Origin of the sequence: Sphingomonas sp. (assembly GCF_035714405.1) — a bacterium.
Lineage (GTDB): Bacteria > Pseudomonadota > Alphaproteobacteria > Sphingomonadales > Sphingomonadaceae > Sphingomonas.
In genome coordinates this window covers 1-18,236 of the sequence record NZ_DASTMA010000018.1, presented here as the reverse complement: position 1 = coordinate 18,236, position 18,236 = coordinate 1, and the positions used below count along the sequence as shown (strand labels likewise).

16 protein-coding genes and 1 pseudogene are annotated in these 18,236 nt (G+C 68.3%); 7 read left to right on the top strand and 10 right to left on the bottom strand.

From position 1 onward, the window contains the following. Positions 1–74: 74 nt before the first annotated feature. The 3 genes from VFQ64_RS06900 to VFQ64_RS06890 all read right to left on the bottom strand — a co-directional run bounded on the left by VFQ64_RS06900 (position 75) and on the right by VFQ64_RS06890 (position 4,434). Positions 75–1,568, bottom strand: a complete 1,494-nt coding sequence (locus VFQ64_RS06900) for a circularly permuted type 2 ATP-grasp protein (protein WP_414712877.1) — start codon at positions 1,566–1,568, stop codon at positions 75–77. A 240-nt stretch (positions 1,569–1,808) separates the two neighbouring features. Next, complete coding sequence (locus tag VFQ64_RS06895; RefSeq protein WP_325102567.1) at positions 1,809–2,408, bottom strand: redoxin domain-containing protein; 600 nt, start codon at positions 2,406–2,408, stop codon at positions 1,809–1,811. 16 nt (positions 2,409–2,424) lie between these two features. Further along, on the bottom strand, positions 2,425–4,434 hold the full coding sequence (locus VFQ64_RS06890; protein WP_325102566.1) for a protein-disulfide reductase DsbD family protein: 2,010 nt from the start codon (positions 4,432–4,434) through the stop codon (positions 2,425–2,427). Positions 4,435–4,496: 62 nt separating this feature from the next. On the opposite strand from VFQ64_RS06890, the gene VFQ64_RS06885 reads away from it, so the two are divergent. Further along, the gene (locus VFQ64_RS06885) at positions 4,497–6,119 is read left to right on the top strand and encodes an alkaline phosphatase family protein (RefSeq protein ID WP_325102565.1); all 1,623 of its coding nucleotides are present in this window, start codon (positions 4,497–4,499) and stop codon (positions 6,117–6,119) included. Between the two features lie 160 nt (positions 6,120–6,279). Here the strand turns inward: VFQ64_RS06885 and VFQ64_RS06880 are convergent, their stop codons facing one another. Continuing rightward, positions 6,280–7,200 carry a right-handed parallel beta-helix repeat-containing protein gene (locus VFQ64_RS06880; RefSeq protein WP_325102564.1) on the bottom strand — a complete coding sequence of 307 codons (921 nt, stop codon included), beginning with the start codon at positions 7,198–7,200 and terminating at the stop codon, positions 6,280–6,282. Positions 7,201–7,368: 168 nt separating this feature from the next. Between VFQ64_RS06880 and VFQ64_RS06875 the strand changes: the two genes are divergently transcribed. After that, complete coding sequence (locus tag VFQ64_RS06875) at positions 7,369–7,515, top strand: hypothetical protein (protein WP_299650695.1); 147 nt, start codon at positions 7,369–7,371, stop codon at positions 7,513–7,515. Between the two features lie 114 nt (positions 7,516–7,629). On the opposite strand, the gene metH is transcribed toward VFQ64_RS06875, so the two are convergent. The 4 genes from metH to VFQ64_RS06855 form a co-directional block, all read right to left on the bottom strand. Continuing rightward, complete coding sequence (gene metH, locus VFQ64_RS06870) at positions 7,630–10,332, bottom strand: methionine synthase (RefSeq protein WP_414712876.1); 2,703 nt, start codon at positions 10,330–10,332, stop codon at positions 7,630–7,632. A 310-nt stretch (positions 10,333–10,642) separates the two neighbouring features. Then, positions 10,643–11,689 (bottom strand): homocysteine S-methyltransferase family protein, encoded by a 1,047-nt coding sequence (locus tag VFQ64_RS06865; protein WP_325102562.1) that lies wholly within the window; start codon positions 11,687–11,689, stop codon positions 10,643–10,645. Positions 11,690–11,802: 113 nt separating this feature from the next. Beyond that, positions 11,803–12,744 carry a methylenetetrahydrofolate reductase [NAD(P)H] gene (gene metF / locus VFQ64_RS06860; protein ID WP_325102561.1) on the bottom strand — a complete coding sequence of 314 codons (942 nt, stop codon included), beginning with the start codon at positions 12,742–12,744 and terminating at the stop codon, positions 11,803–11,805. Then, complete coding sequence (locus VFQ64_RS06855; protein WP_325102560.1) at positions 12,741–13,688, bottom strand: metalloregulator ArsR/SmtB family transcription factor; 948 nt, start codon at positions 13,686–13,688, stop codon at positions 12,741–12,743. The genes metF and VFQ64_RS06855 overlap by 4 nt, the downstream gene beginning before the upstream one ends. Positions 13,689–13,780: 92 nt before the next feature. Here VFQ64_RS06855 and VFQ64_RS06850 point away from each other — a divergent pair, with 92 nt between their 5' ends. The 4 genes from VFQ64_RS06850 to VFQ64_RS06835 all read left to right on the top strand — a co-directional run bounded on the left by VFQ64_RS06850 (position 13,781) and on the right by VFQ64_RS06835 (position 15,602). Next, a complete protein-coding gene (locus VFQ64_RS06850) occupies positions 13,781–14,137 on the top strand; it encodes a hypothetical protein (protein WP_325102559.1) in 357 nt (118 codons plus the stop codon). Between the two features lie 59 nt (positions 14,138–14,196). Beyond that, positions 14,197–14,385, top strand: a complete 189-nt coding sequence (locus VFQ64_RS06845) for a hypothetical protein (RefSeq protein WP_325102558.1) — start codon at positions 14,197–14,199, stop codon at positions 14,383–14,385. Continuing rightward, positions 14,382–15,335, top strand: a complete 954-nt coding sequence (locus VFQ64_RS06840; RefSeq protein WP_325102557.1) for an aldo/keto reductase — start codon at positions 14,382–14,384, stop codon at positions 15,333–15,335. The genes VFQ64_RS06845 and VFQ64_RS06840 overlap by 4 nt, the downstream gene beginning before the upstream one ends. Before the next feature lie 117 nt (positions 15,336–15,452). After that, positions 15,453–15,602, top strand: a complete 150-nt coding sequence (locus tag VFQ64_RS06835) for a hypothetical protein (RefSeq protein WP_325102556.1) — start codon at positions 15,453–15,455, stop codon at positions 15,600–15,602. A gap of 3 nt (positions 15,603–15,605) precedes the next feature. On the opposite strand, the gene VFQ64_RS06830 is transcribed toward VFQ64_RS06835, so the two are convergent. Both VFQ64_RS06830 and VFQ64_RS06825 read right to left on the bottom strand, forming a co-directional pair. Beyond that, entirely contained in the window at positions 15,606–16,076 is a 471-nt protein-coding gene (locus VFQ64_RS06830) for a hypothetical protein (protein WP_325102555.1), read from the bottom strand. A 92-nt stretch (positions 16,077–16,168) separates the two neighbouring features. Next, positions 16,169–17,548 (bottom strand): helix-turn-helix domain-containing protein, encoded by a 1,380-nt coding sequence (locus VFQ64_RS06825; protein ID WP_325102554.1) that lies wholly within the window; start codon positions 17,546–17,548, stop codon positions 16,169–16,171. Positions 17,549–17,732: 184 nt separating this feature from the next. Here VFQ64_RS06825 and VFQ64_RS06820 point away from each other — a divergent pair. Continuing rightward, a pseudogene (locus VFQ64_RS06820) lies at positions 17,733–18,236 on the top strand (isocitrate lyase); the annotation flags it as partial.

The window sequence follows — 18,236 nt, the reverse complement described above, 5'->3', positions numbered from 1 at the left end:
TTTCCGACAAGCCGCAGCATTAAGCTCCGGCGCGGCCGACTTGGTCCCGGCATTCGTCGGGGAAGCAGAAGGGATCATGCCGCCCCTCCCATAAGCTGCGATTGGCTCATCCCGCCCATGCTCTGCCGTTGCGCCATCCGCGGCTCGTCCATCAGTACGAAACTGTCCTTGGTGCCGCCGCCTTGGCTGGAGTTCACCACCAGCGACCCCTCGCGCAGCGCCACCCTGGTCAGCCCGCCGGGCACCACCTGCACACCCTTCGCGCCGCTCAGCACGAACGGGCGGAAGTCGACGTGCCGCGGCGCCAGCCCCGCTTCAGCCATGGTCGGAACCGTCGACAACGCCAGCGTCGGCTGCGCGATGTAGCGGTGCGGCTCCGCCTCCAGCGCCTTACGGAAGTCCTCGATCTCCTGACGCGACGCAGTCGGGCCGACCAGCATCCCATAGCCGCCCGAGCCGTCGACCAGTTTTACCACCACTTCATCGAGATGCTCGAGGACATAGCGCAAAGACTGCGGCTCGCGACAACGCCAGGTTTCGACATTGGGCAGCTTCGGCTCGCCACCCGAGTAATAGCGCACGATCTCGGGCATATAGCTATAGATCGCCTTGTCGTCCGCGATGCCGTTGCCGGGCGCGTTGATGATCGCAACATTGCCTGCCGCATAGGCGGCGATCAGCCCCGGCACGCCGAGCGCGCTGTCCGGGCGGAACACCAGCGGATCCAGGAAATCGTCGTCGATGCGGCGATAGATCACGTCCACCCGCACCCGGCCCTGCACCGTCCGCATCCATACGATATCGTCATCGACCAGCAGATCGGCGCCCTCGACCAGCTCGATCCCCATCGAATCGGCAAGGAAACTGTGCTCGTAATAGGCCGAGTTATAATGCCCCGGCGTCAGCACCACGCAGACCGGCCGCGAGTTGCCGCCGCCCCGCACGCTCGGCGCCACCGACTGCATCGTCTGCAACAGGCGATCCGGATAGCTGTCCACCGCCGCGACCCGCATCGAGCGGAACAGCTCTGGGCATAGCCGCAGCATCGCCTCGCGGTTCTCGAGCATATAGCTCACCCCCGACGGGGTGCGGGCGTTGTCCTCCAGCACCCAGAAATCGTCGGGCCCGGTCCGCACCAAGTCGATGCCGCAGATATGCGCGCGCACCCCGTGCGGGCTGCGCACATTGTGGACTTCGGGCCGGAACTGCGCATTGCCGAGCACCAGATCGACCGGCAGCACGCCGTCGCGCAGGATCTTCTGCGCGCCATAGATGTCGTCGAGAAAGGCGTTGATTGCCTCGACGCGCTGGATCAGTCCATCGGACAGCCGCGACCATTCGCCCGGCAGGAAGACGCGCGGCACGATGTCGAACGGGATGATCCGCTCCGCCGCATCACTGTCGCCATAGACGGCAAAGGTGATCCCCAACTGCCGGAACGTCGCCTCGGCCGCCGCCTGTCGCCGCCGCAGCTCCTCGCCCGGCGTCGCGTCGAGCCAGTGCGCGACCGCGTCGAAACCCGATCCCTGCCTGTCCCTGATCTCGTCGAAAGCCGGCCTTGATCCCACCTGGACTATACCCTCGCAAGCAAGCGAGGTTCCATGCTGCGCCGCGGCAGAGCAGGATGCAAGCTATGCGGCGGAGGTACGACGAGGCAAAAAGCTGGTTCACGCGGAGACGCGGGGGTGTGCGCCCGGCCGCGCCGGCCGCCCATCATCCCAGGCTGACGGATCAACGCGCGCCTGTGCGCAGGTCGTGATGGGACAATCCGATCTTCTTCTCCGCGTCTCCGCGTGAACCAAATCTTCTCAGCCCGCGTACTTCACCGAACACCCATAAGGCCGCGTCTCCGCCACCGACACCGGCTTGCCCGCCTTCAGCTCGCCCAGCGCCGCCAGCACATGATTGCGGGCGCCCGGAATGTCGGCAACGTCGTTGGTCGGCTTATCGTCGATGCCACCCTGATAGCGCAGCACACCCTTGCCATCGATGACGTACAAATGGGGCGTCGTCTTGGCGCCATAGCCCTTGCCGACCCGACCTTCGGGATCGAGCAGATAGGCGGTGGGCTGTGCGTTTGCGCTCGCGACCATCGCCTTGGCTTCGGCACCGCTCATATGGCCCTGCTTGCCCGGTGCGCCCGAGTTGATCGTCAGCCAAACCGCGCCATCCTTGCGCGCGAGGCTTTGCGTCTTCTGCATGTTCCCGGCGTAATGCTTCTTCACATAGGGGCAGCCGGGGTTGTTCCACTCCAGCACCACCGTCTTGCCGCGATAATCGCTGAGCTGCACCGGCTTGCCGTTCATATCCATAAGGCGGAAATTGCCCGCAGGCGCGTTGGTCGCCTGCTGGCCCAGCGCGGGCACGGCCGCCAGCGTCATCACGGTTACAAGGGGAAAGATACGCATCGACACCTACTCCTCTTCAGCCCCGCTTTTCGGCGAGGTCGGTCAATAACGACGGCGTCAGCACCTGCGGCAGTACCGTCGGCTCCGACGCACCCGGCTCATACCACAGATACAACGGCACGCCCGCACGATTGTGCTTGGCGATGAAGCGGCCGAGCTCGGCATCGCCGTCGGTCCAGTCACCGACCAGCACCGCCACCTTCTGCGCCCCGAACGCGTCGCGCACCGCGGCCCGATCGATCGCACCCGCTTCGTTGACCTTGCAGGTCAGGCACCAGTCGGCGGTAAAGTAGGCGAATACGGGCCGCTTCTCGGCCCTCAGTGCCGCGAGCCGGGTTTCGGAAAACGCCTCGTCCCCGCCGGCGACTTCGGCCGCCGGCGCCGAGCGTGGCACCGCAACCGCGAGTCCGACCGCCAGCACGAGCGCCGCCGCCAGCGGCAGCCCGGCGCCCAGCCCGCGCGCTTGCCGCCGCCCCGCCAGCCACAGCGCGAAGCCGACCACCAGCGACGCGCCCAGTCCCCAGGTCATCGCATTGACGCCCGCCTGCCGCCCCAGCACCCAGGCGAGCGCCAGCGCGGTCAGCCACATCGGCACGGCGAGCACCCGTCGGAACGTGGCCATCCACGCGCCCGGTTTGGGCAGGCGCCGCCGCAGCGCGGGCACGAAGCCGATCAACAGGAACGGCAGCGCCAGCCCTAGCCCCAGCCCCGCGAACACGGCCAGCGCCGCTGCCACCGGCAGCACCAGCGCCGCACCGAGGGCGGCACCCATGAACGGCCCGGTGCAAGGCGTCGCCACGAACGCCGCCAGCGCGCCGGTCGCGAACGCGCCGCCGCTGCCCTCGCGGCCCGCGAAGCGCGGCGTCGGCACCTCGAACAGGCCGGAGAGGTTGAGCGCGATCGCCACCGTCAGCGCCAGCAGGACCACGATCACGCGCGGATCCTGCAGCTGGAACGCCCAGCCGACCGCGCTTCCACCCGCCCGCAGCGCCAGGATGACCGCGCCGAGGCCAAGACACGCCAGCACCGCGCCACCGGTGTAGGCGAGCGCCTCGCGCCGTGCCGCGCTGGTATCGGCCCCGCTCCGGGCCAGGCTCAACGCCTTCAGGCTCAGGATCGGGAACACGCACGGCATGATGTTGAGCAGCAGCCCGCCGAGCACCGCGCCGCCGAACGCCAACAGCGCCGCTCGCCATCCCACTTCGGACCCCGCCGTCTCGCCGGCTGCCGCCGCCCCCGGGCTGGCGCTGACCAGGAAGCCGCCGCGCTCGCCAACGGTCAGGACGCCCTCGAGCGTGGTCGGCGGCGTGCCGATCGGGGCCGCCTTGGTCTCGACGATCAGCGCATCGCCCGACCTCGTCACGGTCTGCGGCGCGGCGAAGTCGATTGCCCCGCCCGCGAGCGGAAAAAAATAAGCCTCTCCCAGCGCCGCGTCCGCCGGAAACGGCACCGCCATGCGGAACTTGCCGTCGGCCACCGCGAAGCGCGCCTGCGATCCCAGCGGCTTGGGCATCGCCTGCCGCCACGCGTCGAACGGCGCCCGCGTGCCCGGCTCGACCGCGCCGTCGCCGACCGTCAGCTCGGTCGAAAGCGTCTGGCTCTCGGGCACGCAGATCTCGCGCGTGCAGACCAGATAGTCGAGCTTGACCGAGATCGGCAGCCGCGTGCCCGACGCCAGCCCCGCCGGCACCCTCAGCTCGACGAGATGCGCATAGGGCTTCTCGTACACATAGTTCATCAGCCCGGAGACGAGCAGCCGCCCAGGCACCGGATATTGCAGCTCGCCCGCCGTCACCCCCGCCGGCAGCGTCCACTTCGCGGTAGTCGGCACGCCCGCGTCGCCGCCGTTGATCCAATAGCCGTGCCACTCCGGCTCCGGCCGCGAGTCGAACGCCAGCGTCACGCTCGATCCCGCCGCCGGCCGTGCCGTCTCCGCCACCAGCGTCACCGCGAGATGCCGAGACTCCGCCGCCAGCGCCGCGCCCGCCAGCAGCCATGTCATCACCATGCAAAGCAGCGCGCGCATCATTGCCCTATTCTCATCGGGGCATCATAGCCTTCCCGCCGCCCGGCCCCAAGGACCATGTCATGCGCAAGTTGCTCGCCGCCCTGCTCCTCGCCAGTACGCCTGCGATGGCGCAGCAGGCTGCTCCGCCCGTCGCCGCGCCCACGACCAGGCCGAAGTTGATCGTGGCGATCGCGGTCGACCAGCTCTCCGCCGATCTCTTCGCCCAGTACCGCAACCGTTACACCCGCGGCTTTGCCCGCCTCCTGGAGGGCCAGGTGTTCCCGTCCGGCTACCAAAGCCACGCCGCGACCGAGACCTGCCCCGGCCACTCCACGATTCTGACCGGCTTTCGTCCCGACAAGACGGGGATCATCGCCAACCAGTGGGTCGACCAGCGCGTCGGCCGCGAGGACAAGACCGTGTACTGCGCGGAGGACCCGAGCGTCGCCGGCTCGACCAGCCGCGCCTACACCGTCTCGCCCGTCCACCTGAAGGTACCGACGCTGGGCGAGCTGATGAAGCGCGCCGATCCGCGCAGCCGCGTCGTATCCGTCGCGGGCAAGGATCGCGCGGCGGTGATGATGGGTGGCCACCGGACCGACGAGATCTGGTGGTGGGACGGCAAGACCTACAGCTCCTATGCCGGCCGCGCCGTGCCGCCGGTGGTCCAGCGCACCCGCGACGCCGTCGCAGCACTGGTCGCCGCCCCGCAGCCCGCGCTGCCGCTGCCGGGCTGGTGCCGCTCGACCGATCGCCCCGTGCGCGTCGGCGATCAGGTGCTGGGCCAAGGCCGCCATGCCCGGCCGGCGGGCGACACCGCGCTGTTCCGCGCGTCACCTGCTGCCGATGCCGCCGTGCTCGCGCTCGCCGCCGGGCTCGTGCAGGAGATGAGGCTCGGCCGCGGCCCGGCGCCCGACCTGCTCGCGATCGGCCTGTCCGCCACGGATTATATCGGCCACCGCTTCGGAACCGGCGGCACCGAGATGTGCATCCAGCAGGATCAGCTCGACCAGGCGCTGGGCGGCTTCTTCGACGAGCTCGATGCGCTCGGTGTCGACTATCAAGTGGTGCTGACCGCCGACCACGGCGCGCACGACATGACCGAGCGCGTCAACCAGCGCGCGATTTCGGACGCGCACCGGCTGTTGCCGGACACCGATGCCCGCGTCGTCGGCGAAGCCGTCGGCAAGGCCGTCGGCTTCGCCGGACGTGTCCTGTTCGGCGAAGAGGGCGACATCTGGCTCAACGTCGCACTCACCCCCGCCCAGCGCACCCGCGCGCTGGCGGAAACCGTCCGCCGCGCCCGCGCGCTACCGCAAGTCGCCGCCGTCTTCACCCAGGCAGAACTCGCCGCGGCACCTGCCCCGAGCGGCCCGCCCGAGACCTGGTCGCTGCTGCAGCGCGCGCGTGCCAGCTTCGATCCCGAGCGATCCGGAGACATCGTCCTGCTGCTCGGCGCCCGCGTGACCCCGATCGCCAGACCCGGCCCCGGCTATGTCGAAACCCACGGCTCGCCCTGGGATTACGACCGCCGCGTACCGATCGTCTTCTGGCGCAAGGGCGCGCCGGGCTTCGAGCAGCCGCTGTCCGTGGAGACGATCGACATCGCCCCGACACTGGCGGCAGAGCTGGGCGTCGCGATGCCGGGCGTAGACGGTCGCTGCCTCGATCTCGACCCCGGCGAACGCGACAGCTGCCGCTGAGATCGCCCTCCCGCAAGCGGGAGGCCACCTAAGCTCCCTCCCCGTTTGCGGGAGGCGCGATTAAGCTCCCCTCCCGCTTGCGGGAGGGTTGGGGGAGGGCTTGTCATCCGCCGCTCCGCACATCCCCTCCCCTGGCCTCTCCCGCAAGCGGGAGGGGAACTCAGCGCCGCTCGAACATCCGTATCCCCGCGCCCAGCCGGTTCGCCCCCACCGCCAGGCTGTCGCCGCTCAGGTCTGCCACGAAAGCCGGGTTGGTCGGCGCCCCCGGCGCCAGCCGCGCGTCGTTGTTCTCGATCCGCAAGCCCGTGGAAGGGAACGTCCGCTTCTCCGCCGCGACGACGACGAACCCCGAATGGTTCTCCTTGCCCTTCCCCTGCACGAAGCTGTTGCCGGAGATCAGCCCCTGCGCGCCCTCCGGCAGGTCGATCATATAGTTGGTCCGCTGCCCGCCGGTATCGTCGAACGAGTTGTTCGTGATCGTCACCCGCGGCGCGCGCACCTTGACGTAATGCCCCCCGCGCCCGCGCTCGAAACGCGAATTGGTGATCCTCACCGGCCCGCCCAGCCCCAGATAGATCGAATGCGCGCAGTCCTCGGTCTCGTGACACTGGCCAAGCCCCGAAAAGGTCGAGCGGTCGATCGTGATCCGCTGCTCGCCCGCATTGCCGCCCAGGATGCCCTCCTGGCTGTCCAGGAACATCGAGTTGGTGACGGTCAGGTCGCCGATCTCGGTCCTGATCCCCGCCCCGTTGCCGTCGGGCACACGGATGTTGCGGAACACCAGCCCGTCCACCGTCGAGCGGTCGCCGCGCAGCACCAGCACCGCCTTGTCCTCGCATGCCGTCCGCTCGAAGATCGCCGTCCCGGCTTGCCGCGCGCGATAGGTGATCGAGCCGCCCGACTGCACGACGCACTCGCGATAGACGCCGGGCGCGATCAGGATCGTCCCCGTCCCGACGCGGATCGCATCCACCGCCGCCTCCAGGGTGCGATAGCCCTGCCCCGTCTCTTCGATGACGAACGGCGCGGACGGTTGCGCGGCCGCGGGTGCGGCGAGGGCGAGCAGGAGGGCATAGCGCATAATCGGTTTCCTTTCCCTCCTGCTGCGCCCGCGTGCGCCGGTCGGCTAGCCGGATTGAAGGTTAAGGCCGCTCGATGGGACGAGGCTTTGTTAGTGTCGCCCGGCCCCGTCCTCGAACGGGACACTTGCCCGCCCTTCGGCGTTCTGCGCTCTCGAAGGAGAAAGCCGATGACCGACCACAAGAAGAAGGGCGACTTCCACAAGACCGACAGCCACGCCGAGCGCGAAGGCGGCAACAAGAAGCAGGACAACAGCCTGAAGAACGACGGCAAAGGCACCGATGGCCAGAACGCCGGGCACGGCGGGCATAAGTAACGCGCCAGTGGCGAGCCGCGCCAGCGCAAGCAGGCGCGCACGCCACCAGCGCGGCCGGCGGGCGGCACAGTCGACCCGTCCGACGTCAGGACGCGGCTTCGCCGCGGCCCGCAATTAATCCAAGTTCGGCCGCAGCCACCGTTCCGCCTGCGCGACGCTCACCCCGCACCGTGCCGCATAGTCCTCCACCTGATCCCGCCCGATCCGCGCTACGCCGAAATACTCCGCCTGCGCGTGGCCGAAGTAGAAGCCGCTGACCGCCGCGGTCGGCAGCATCGCGAAGCTCTCGGTCAGCTCCAGCCCCACCGCCTCCGCATCGAGCAGGTCGAACAGCACCGTCTTGAGCGAATGTTCCGGGCATGCCGGATAGCCGGGCGCCGGGCGGATGCCGCGATATTCCTCCTTGATCAGCGCCTCGTTGGTCAGCTGCTCGCCCTCCGCATAGCCCCACAGGGTGGTCCGCACATGCCGGTGAAGCACCTCCGCGAACGCCTCCGCCAGCCGGTCCGCCAGCGCCTTCAGCAGGATGTCGTTATAGTCGTCATGGCCTGCCTTGAACGCGGCCAGATGCGGCTCGATGCCGTGGATGCCCACCGCAAACCCGCCGATCCAGTCACCCGCTGGGTCGATGAAGTCGGCCAGGCACATGTTGGCGCGCCCCTCCCGCTTGGCGATCTGCTGGCGGAGGAAGGGGAGCCTAAGCTCCTCCCCGTTCATGGGAAGGGGGACCGCGCCGAAGGCGTGGTGGAGGGGCTTCTCCACAAGGGAACCGCCGGTGGCAGCCACCCCTCCACCAGCCTGCGGCTGGTCCCCCTCCCCGCCCAGCGGGGAGGATAGCACCACATCATCCCCCTCGCGCCGGCACGGCCAAAGTCCCACCACGCCGCGCGCTGTCAGCCACTTTTCTCCCACAATTCGGTCCAGCATCGCCTGCGCATCGGCGAACAACCCCGTCGCGCTCTCCCCCACCACCGGGTCGCTCAGGATCGCCGGGTAGTTCCCCGCCAGCTCCCAAGCGCGGAAGAACGGCGTCCAGTCGATCGCCGCGCGCAGCTCGGCCAGGTCCCAGCCGTCGAACACATGCCGCCCGGGTTGCGCCGGCGGGTGCGGCTTCAGCGCCATGTCCGCTGTGAACCCCCGCGCCCGCGCCTCGGCCAGCGGCAAGAGATCGTTCTGCCCCTTGCCCGCGCGTGCATCGCGGACCTTCTGATACTCCGCCGCAACCCCCGTGACATAAGCATCGCGCCCGGTGTCGCTCACCAGCGTCGTCGCCACCCCCACCGCACGGCTGGCATCCAGCACATGCACAATCGGCCCGTCATAGGCCGGCGAGATGCGCAGCGCGGTATGCACCTTCGACGTCGTCGCGCCGCCGATCAGCAGCGGCATCGTCATGCCCGCGCGCTTCATCTCCTCCGCGACCGTCACCATCTCGTCCAGCGATGGCGTGATGAGGCCGCTCAGCCCGATCATGTCGGCGTCGTTCTCGTTCGCCGCCTCCAGGATGCGGCTCCACGGCACCATCACGCCCAGGTCGACCACGTCGAAGCCGTTGCACTGCAGCACCACGCCGACGATGTTCTTGCCGATATCGTGGACGTCGCCCTTGACAGTCGCCATCACGATCTTGCCCTTGCCTTTCGCACCGGGCTCCTTCGACGCCTCGATGAAGGGCAGCAGGTGCGCCACCGCCTTCTTCATCACGCGCGCGGACTTCACCACCTGCGGCAGGAACATCTTGCCGCTGCCGAACAGGTCGCCGACGACGTTCATGCCGTCCATCAGCGGACCTTCGATCACCTCGATCGGGCGGGCGAACTGCTGGCGGCATTCCTCGGTGTCGTCGACGACATGCGCATCGATGCCCTTCACCAGCGCATATTCGAGCCGCTTGGTGACCGGCAGCCCGCGCCACTCTGCCGCCGCCTTCTCCGCCACCACGTCGGTGCCGCGATACCGCTCGGCCAGCGCGACCAGTCGGTCGCCCGCTTCCGGATCGCGATTGAGCACCACGTCCTCGCAGGCCGTCCGCAGCTCGGGGTCGATGGCGTCGTACACGTCGAGCTGGCCCGCGTTCACGATCGCCATGTCCATGCCCGCCGGGATCGCGTGGTACAGGAACACCGAATGCATCGCGCGCCGCACCGGCTCGTTGCCGCGGAACGAGAAGGAGAGGTTCGACAGCCCGCCTGAGATATGGACGTGCGGGCAGCGCACCTTGATTTCGCGCACCGCCTCGATGAAGTCGACCGCGTAGTTGTTGTGCTCCTCGATTCCGGTCGCGACCGCGAACACATTGGGATCGAAGATGATGTCTTCGGGCGGAAAGCCGATGCCGGTGAGCAGGGCATAAGCCCGCGCGCAGATCTCCACCTTGCGCTCCTTGGTGTCTGCCTGCCCGACCTCGTCGAACGCCATCACCACCACGGCGGCGCCATAGGCCATGCACTTGCGCGCCGCGTCGAGGAACTGGTCCTCGCCCTCCTTCATGCTGATCGAGTTGACGATCGGCTTGCCGCTGACGCACTTCAGCCCCGCCTCGATCACGCTCCATTTCGAGCTGTCGATCATCACCGGCACCCGCGCGATATCGGGCTCGGCGGCGATCAGCTTCAGGAAGGTAGTCATGGCGTGCTCGGCGTCGAGCAGCCCTTCGTCCATGTTGACGTCGACCACCTGCGCGCCGTTCTCGACCTGGCTGCGCGCGACCTCGACGGCCTTGGCGTAATCGCCCGCCATGATCAGCTTCTTGAACGCCGCCGACCCGGTGACGTTGGTGCGTTCGCCGATGTTGACGAAGGAGGAGGTGGAGGTCATTGAATTTGCAGTTTCCCTAGATGATCTCGGCGTTAGGAACGCACTTTTCGCCACACCCAAGAACCAATCGTCCAGAGTGACCACAATGTAAGAATCGGGATGCCAAACAATAGCCCGGGATAAGCAACTATATAGCCTATCGTATTGCCGGTTTGTGCAATCAGCTTTGCGAATAGCGGTCCACAGATTGCCGGATTTGAACATCCGTGGCCAGTCAGCGCCGAAGCACTCACTAGCAGCGCAGATGTGACTAAAAACCAGATCGGGATGGCTGCCCAGCAACCAAGGAGCAGTCGCGACGAAGGTCTCATTAGGCCGCCATCGTCATCGGCTCCAGCCCAGCGAGCCTGGTCCGCACCGCCGGCACCGGCACCTTGCGCGGGGCCAGCCCCCGAACCCGCTCCGCCATCGCCGCGATGTGCGCCGGCGTCGACCCGCAGCATCCGCCCAGCACATTGACCTGCCCCCGATCCGCCCATTCGCCGACCAGCTTGGCGGTCGTCTCCGGCGCCTCGTCATACGCGCCCAGTTCATTGGGCAGCCCAGCATTCGGATAGACCATGATCAACGTGTCGCAGAGATCGCTCAGCACCTTGACATGCGGCCGCAGCTGCTCCGCGCCGAACGAGCAGTTCAGCCCGATCGTCAGCGGCTTGGCATGGCGCACCGCATGCCAGAACGCCTCCACCGTGTGCCCCGACAGGTTGCGCCCCGAAAGGTCGGTCAGCGTCATCGACAGCATGATCGGCAGGTCGCGCCCAAGGTCATTGCCCGCCTCGATCGCCGCCATGATTCCCGCCTTGGCATTGAGCGTATCGAACACCGTCTCGATCAGCACGAAGTCGACCCCGCCCTCCACCAGCGCGTCGATCTGCTCGCGATAGACCTGCTTCAGGTAATCGAAGTCGATCTCGCGATAGCCGGGATCGTTGACGTCGGGGCTCAGCGACAGCGTCTTGTTGGTCGGCCCGATCGCGCCTGCCACGAAGCGCGGTCGCCCGTCGCGTTCGGCATAGTCATCGGCCAGCCGCCGCGCGATCCGGGCACTCTCGACGTTGATCTCACGCACCAGGGCTTCGGCGCCATAATCCGCCTGGCTGATCGAATTCGCGGAGAAGGTATTGGTCGAGACGATGTCGGAGCCGGCGTCGAGATAGGCGCGCGTGATCGCCTCGGGCACTTCGGGCTTGGTGATCGCCAGGATGTCGTTGTTGCCCTTCTGATCATGCCCCAGCCCCAATACACCGGCGTAATCCGCCTCGTGCAGCTTCCAGTTCTGGATCTCGGTCCCGAACGCCCCGTCGGTGACGAGGATGCGCCGGGAAGCCTCGGCAATGAAGGATTCGCGTGGTGTCATGCTCATTCTCCTTCCCTCCCGCTTGCGGGAGGGGTCGGGGGAGGGCCTGTTTCTTACTCGTCGCTAGGGGGAACAGGCCCTCCCCTAGCCCCCTCCCGCAAGCGGGAGGGGAACTACGCCGCCGCCGCCTCGACCTTGGCCTTCGCCCGCACCCCCAGCAGATGGCAGATGGCGAACGCCAGCTCCGCCCGGTTGAGCGTGTAGAAATGCAACTGCTTGACCCCACCCGCGTACAGGCGCCGCGACAGTTCCGCCGCCACCGTCGCCGCGACCAGCTGGCGCGCGGCGGGATGATCGTCCAGCCCTTCGAACAGCCGCGCCATCCAGGGCGGCACGGCCGTGCCGCACATCGCGCTCATCCGCTTGACGCTGGCGAAGTTCATCACCGGCATGATCCCGGGCACGATCTCGGCATCGACTCCTGCGGCAGCGACCTCGTCGCGATAGCGGAAGAAGGTCTCGGGCTCGAAGAAGAACTGCGTGATCGCGCGGTTGGCGCCCGCGTCCAGCTTGCGCTTGAGGTTGTCGAGATCGGCCGCCGCGTCGGGCGAGTCCGGGTGACACTCAGGATAGGCCGACACCGACACCTCGAACGGATGCAGCCGCTTCAGCCCCGCCACCAGATCGGCCGCGTTCTCGTACCCACCCGGGTGCGAAGCGTATTTCGCGCCTACGACCGGCGGGTCGCCGCGAAGTGCTACGATGTGCCGCACGCCCGCCGCCCAATATTCCTCGGCGATCGCGTCGATCTCAGCCTTGGTCGCCTCGACGCAGGTCAGGTGCGCCGCCGCCGCCAGCGAGGTCTCGCGCTGGATGCGCGCCACCGTCGCATGCGTCCGCTCGCGCGTCGTGCCACCCGCGCCGTAAGTGACGGACACGAAGCGCGGCCCCAGCGGCTCCAGCGTCCGCACCGCGCTCCATAGCTGCGCTTCCATCGCCTCGTTCTTGGGCGGGAAGAACTCGAACGACACCTCAAGGTCGCCGCCCACGTCCGCATACAGCGGCGTGTCGAGAGCGCGGCGCGCTTCCGTCAGCTGGTCCACCGAGATCGTCATGCCGCCGCCACCTTCTTCAGCGCAGGCCCGGCCTTGCGCGCCAGCCACAATTTCACCGTCAGCTCGCTGCCGCCCAGCGTCTCGACCCGCGCCATCATCAGCCCCGCCGCGTCGCACCAGGCCGCGACCTGCTCGTCGGCGAAGCCGAGGCGCACATGCGCGTCACGCTCGCGCAGCTCTTCGCGATCGTGCGGCGCGAAATCCGCGATCAACAGCCGCCCGCCATCGCCCAATGCCCTTGCCGCCTCTGCGATCGCCGCCGCTGGGTCTTCGGCGAAGTGCAGCACATGGTGCAGGATCGCCACATCCGCCCCCCCGTCCGCCAGCGGCAATTTGTAGAGGTCGGCCTGGCGAAGCTCGGTATTGCCGCGCCCCTGCAGCTTGGCCCGCGCCAGACGCAGCATCTCCGAGGAACGGTCGATCCCCAGCGCGCTCGCCGCGCGCTCGCCGAACAGCTCCAGCATCCGCCCGGTCCCCGTGCCGATATCGACCAGCATCCCCAGCGGTTCCTCGCCGAGCACCGCCGCCATCGCCGCCTCGACCTGTTCCTCGGCGACATGCAGCGACCGGATCGCGTCCCATTCGCCCGCATGGCTCTCGAACCAGGTGGCCGCGGCCGCCGCACGATCGGCGCGCACCGCCTGCAACCGAGCGGTGTCCGCCACCGCCCAGTGGTCTTCTCCCGCCCAACCATCGAGCGCCGCCGCGACCGGCGCCACCGCGTCGGACTGACCGAGCGCCACGAACACCCAGCTGCCTTCCTTGCGCCGGGCCAGCAGCCCGGCGTCGCACAGGATCTTCACATGCCGCGACACGCGTGGCTGGCTCTGGCCCAGCACCTGCGCCAGCTCGCCCACCGACAGCTCCATGCGCCGCACCAGCTGCAGAATCCGCAGCCGGGTCGCGTCGCCGAGCGCGCGGAAGATGTCGAGGGCACGGGTCATCCAGTGTCATATAAAGAAATCTTTATATGGGGTCAATCGGAGCCTAAGCAGCTGATCTGCGTTATGCCGCCGACCCGTTCAGGAGTTGCACCATGAAGCTCGTCCTCGCCGCTGCCAGCATATTGGCACTCACCGCCTGCACGGTGAACGTCGATAACCAGACCGCCGCCGACGCCAATGCCGCCGCGGCGGACTTGTCCGCGACCACCCAGAACGCGGTCGACGATGTCGACGCCGCGACGGATAGCGCGATCGGCGCCGCCGAGAACACGGCGGATCGCGCGGGCGCCGCGCTGGGCGACGTGGACACCGCGGTGGATCGCGCGGGCGACGGCCTCGAAAACGCTGCTGACAGCGCAGGTGCGGCGATCTCGAACACCGCCGGCGGCGCACGCCGCGCCGCGGGCGAAGGCCTGCGAGAAACGGGCGAAGCGCTCGAGAACAAATGATCCCGGTCCCCGGCTCAAGGCCGGGTGACGAAGGTGGTGAGGAAGCGTAGACCACGCCCATGCGCTTCCTCCCCGCCGTCGCCTTGCTCCTCGCCGCCTGCTCCTCCGAGCCGGACCCGCAACCCGGCGGCCTTACCGCCGACGATCAGCAACAGCTGAACGAGGCGGCCGAGATGCTCGACGCCAACAGCGTGGACCTGGAGGAGGTCGCTCCCTCCGAAACCACCGGCAACGAGGCCCAGCCATGACGCCATCGCGTCGCCGCCTCGGCGCCACCGAGCTGACGATCGCGCCGCTGGTTCTTGGCGGCAACGTGTTCGGCTGGACCGCCGACAAAGCCGCCAGCTTCGCCGTGCTCGACGCCTTCGTCGCGGGTGGCGGCACCATGGTCGATACCGCCGATGTCTATTCCGCCTGGGCCCCCGGCCACAAAGGCGGCGAGTCGGAAACGGTGATCGGCGAGTGGCTGAAGCGGTCGGGCAAGCGCGACCGGGTACTGATCGCCACCAAGGTGGGAATGCTCCCCGGAGAAGGCGGCGCGAAGCTGGCGCCCGCCCGCATCGCCGCCGCCTGCGACGCGTCGCTCCGCCGCCTCGGTGTCGAGCGCATCGACCTCTACTACGCGCATCAGGACGACGAGACGGTGGCGCAGGAGGAGTATCTCGCCGCCTTTGCCAGGCTAGTCGAGGCCGGCAAGGTTTCCGTGCTCGGCGCGTCCAACTTTACCGCCGCGCGCCTACGATCCGCCAACGCGCTCGCCGCCGCCGCCGGCCGGCCGCGCTTCGACGTCCTCCAGCCCGAATACAACCTCGTTGCCCGCGACAAGTTCACAGGCGAGTTGCAGCGCTATTGCGTCGAGGCCGATGTCGGCGCGCTGCCCTATTACGGCCTCGCCTCTGGTTTCCTGACCGGTAAATATCGCTCGGCGGCCGATGCCGGCAAGAGCGTCCGCGGCGGCCGGATGGCAGGCCTGCTCGCCGGCAACGGCACCCCTGTCCTTGCGGCCATGGATCAGGTCGCGGCGGAGACGGGCGCGACCTTGGGGCAGATCGCGCTCGCCTGGCTGATCGCGCAGCCCGGCGTCACCGCCCCGATCGCCAGCGCCACCTCGGTCGCGCAGCTCGAGGAGCTGTTGCCCGCGATGACGCTGGAGCTAAGCGCTGAACAGCTCGGCCGCCTGACCGACGCCGGCGGCTGATCGCTGCGGCGGCACCGCCCGTCGCGCACTGTCTCACGCCGGTAACAGACTCGGGATAGAAGGAACGCCAATCCACTCGGGTCCGCGTCGTCGGGCCTGATACAGGAGTGTAAGGCCATGTTCGAACAGACCCGAACCGCCCAGCAAGACCTCGAAGCGAAAGCCAAGCGCGAAGAGATCATCCGCCGTTACTGGATGAAGGGCGAGCTGACTCCGCTCGCGGTCGCCAACCAACTCGCGGGTCAGAAGATGCCGGAGCCGGCCTGATGGCTATTTGATCTTCGGCATCATCTGTTGGATGACGCCACCGAGGCCCGACAGCAACTGCTTGAGTTCGGCCGAATGCTGGGTGCTGCCTGCGATCGCCTCGTGCAACCCGTCGAGTTGCCCAGAGGACGTGCGCAGGTTCGACAGTCTGACCCACAGGTCGTTGATGTGGGTTTCCATGTTGAATGCGTGACTGCCGTGAGCCTTGTCCATCGCGTGGGCTAAGGCGGCCATATAAGCCGCCTTGTGCGTGTCGCGGGCGCCGAGACCGCCAGCCTTCGCTATGTCTGCCCCGCCGAATGCCCCGAACGGGCCCTTGCTCTGCCCGATGCCAGCCCGGTCCTTGATCAGCGGGCCGGCCTTGCCCATCGTTTTGCCCAACGCGTCCACCATCGCAGAAGGCATCGTACCCAATGCCTGCCCGACGGGCAGACCTGTGGCGATCTTGCCCAGCAAGCTTCCGATCCCGAACATCCAGCCTCTCCCCTTCATCACGGCACGCCCGCCGCGATCACGGGGTTGCAACGCCGCAACTCGCCTGCAAGTAATTCGCGACGTAACGGCGTCTAATCCCCCGCAAAGGTCAGCGCCGACGGCCGTCGCTCGCGCTCGTTGATGGTCAGCGCCCGTCCCCTCGGCGGCAAAGAGCGTTGCGGGCAGTCGTGGCGTAGGCACGCCGCGCAGCCGAGCCCGATCGGCGTCGCCTCGCCCGTCAGGTCGAGCCCCCTCGCGGCGGCAAGGCTGCCCGCCTGGCTTGCTTCGACCCCAAGCCCGATGGCGAACTCCGCCCCCACTGCACCGACACGGCGACCTTGTGGCGTCACCGTTCGCGCCATGGTCAGCCAGCGTTCCCCGTCCAGCAGCGCCACCAGCTGCGTCGTCAGCACCCCCGGCCGGTCGAATGCATGGTGCAGTCGCCACAGCGGGCAGCGCTCTTCGGCGAGCGCCAGCGCGGCACCGCTCGCCCCGGCATAACGTTTGCTCGCCTGCCCGGCCCGATCGATTCGGACCATGAAGAAGGGTAGCCCGCGCGCGCCGACGCGCTGGAGCGTCGTCAGGCGGTGCGCGACCTGTTCGAACCCGGCGCCGAACCGACGCTGCAACAGCTCCACATCGTACCCGGTCGCCTCGCACGCGCGCAAGAAGCGGCCGTAGGGCATCATCAGCGCCGCCGCCCAGTAGCTGGCGAGATGCCGCCGGAACAGCTTCTCGGCGCCGCGATCGGCCAGCTCGGCGCCGTCGGTCAGCGCATCGATTTCCGTGCGCGCCTCGATCTGCGCCAGCTGCGACGCGGCGGCGAACATGCGCGAGGCCCGGTCGAGCAGCTCCGACAACTGCAGCTGGCGCGCATGCAGGTCCAGCCGCAGCAGCAGGTCGGGCATGACGTCGACTGGCAGCACCCGCACGGCTAGGTGGTGCTTGACGCGCAGTCGCTCGGCGACCGCGCCGTACAGGTCGTCGCTGCCCAGCCGCAACTCGTCCGCAAGCGCTTCGGCATGCGCGTCGAGATCGGCGAAGTGGTTGCGCCACCGCTCGATCGCCTGCCGCGCCAAGGCTCCCGGATTGTCCTCCACCGCGCCGTCGGCGGCGCCGCCGCGGTCGAAGGCGCGCGCGAACGCCTCCGCCCCGCCCGGCGCCGCGGCGAGCCACTCGGCGACTTCGTTGCGGTCGATTTCCAGGTCGGCGAACAGCGGATCGGCCAGCCGCCGCCGGATCGCGTCGGCGCCGCCCCCGGGCTCCGCCGCCGCCAGCGCGCGCGGGTCGAAGTCGAACCGCTCCGCCAGCCGCACCAGCAGCCCTGCCGACACCGGCCGGCCATTGCGCTCGACCAGATTGAGGTAGCTGGCGCTGATCCCCAGCGCCTCCGCCATCGCCGCCTGGGTCAACCCCGCCTTCCGCCGCACGCGCCGGACCGCATGGCCGGCCAATAATTTGCGTTCCGCCATGTCCTACACGCCCCAAACCTGCTTCAACGGGTCTGAAGAAGGTGTAAAGTCTTTACATAGTTGCAAGCCTAGTTGCCAGTGCCGTGACCCTGCAACAGGAATTCAGGTCGTTATAGTGTGATCTTTGTGTGACCTTCCGCGATAAGGCGGTCGCGAAATTAAAAGATGTAAAGGGACGAACACCGTGGCCACCACCTTCGAAGACCTCATTCCCGCCCCCACCGGCCGCTTCGATGGCATCAAGCGCCCCTACTCCGCCGATGATGTGGCAAAGCTGCGCGGCTCGGTGCCGATCGAGCACACGCTGGCGCGCCGTGGCGCGCTCAAGCTGTGGGAGCTGCTCAACACCGAGGATTACGTCCATTCGCTCGGGGCCATGACCGGCAATCAGGCGATGCAGATGGTCCGCGCCGGGCTGAAGGCCATCTATCTGTCCGGCTGGCAGGTCGCGGCCGACGCCAACACCGCGGGCGCCATGTATCCGGACCAGTCGCTGTACCCGGCCAACGCCGCGCCGGAACTGTGCCGCCGCATCAACCGCACCCTGCAACGCGCCGACCAGATCGAGCACGCCGAGGGCGGCGCCAAGCGCGACTGGTACGTGCCGATCGTCGCCGACGCCGAGGCCGGCTTCGGCGGCCCGCTCAACGCCTACGAGCTGATGCGCTCGATGATCGCGGCCGGGGCG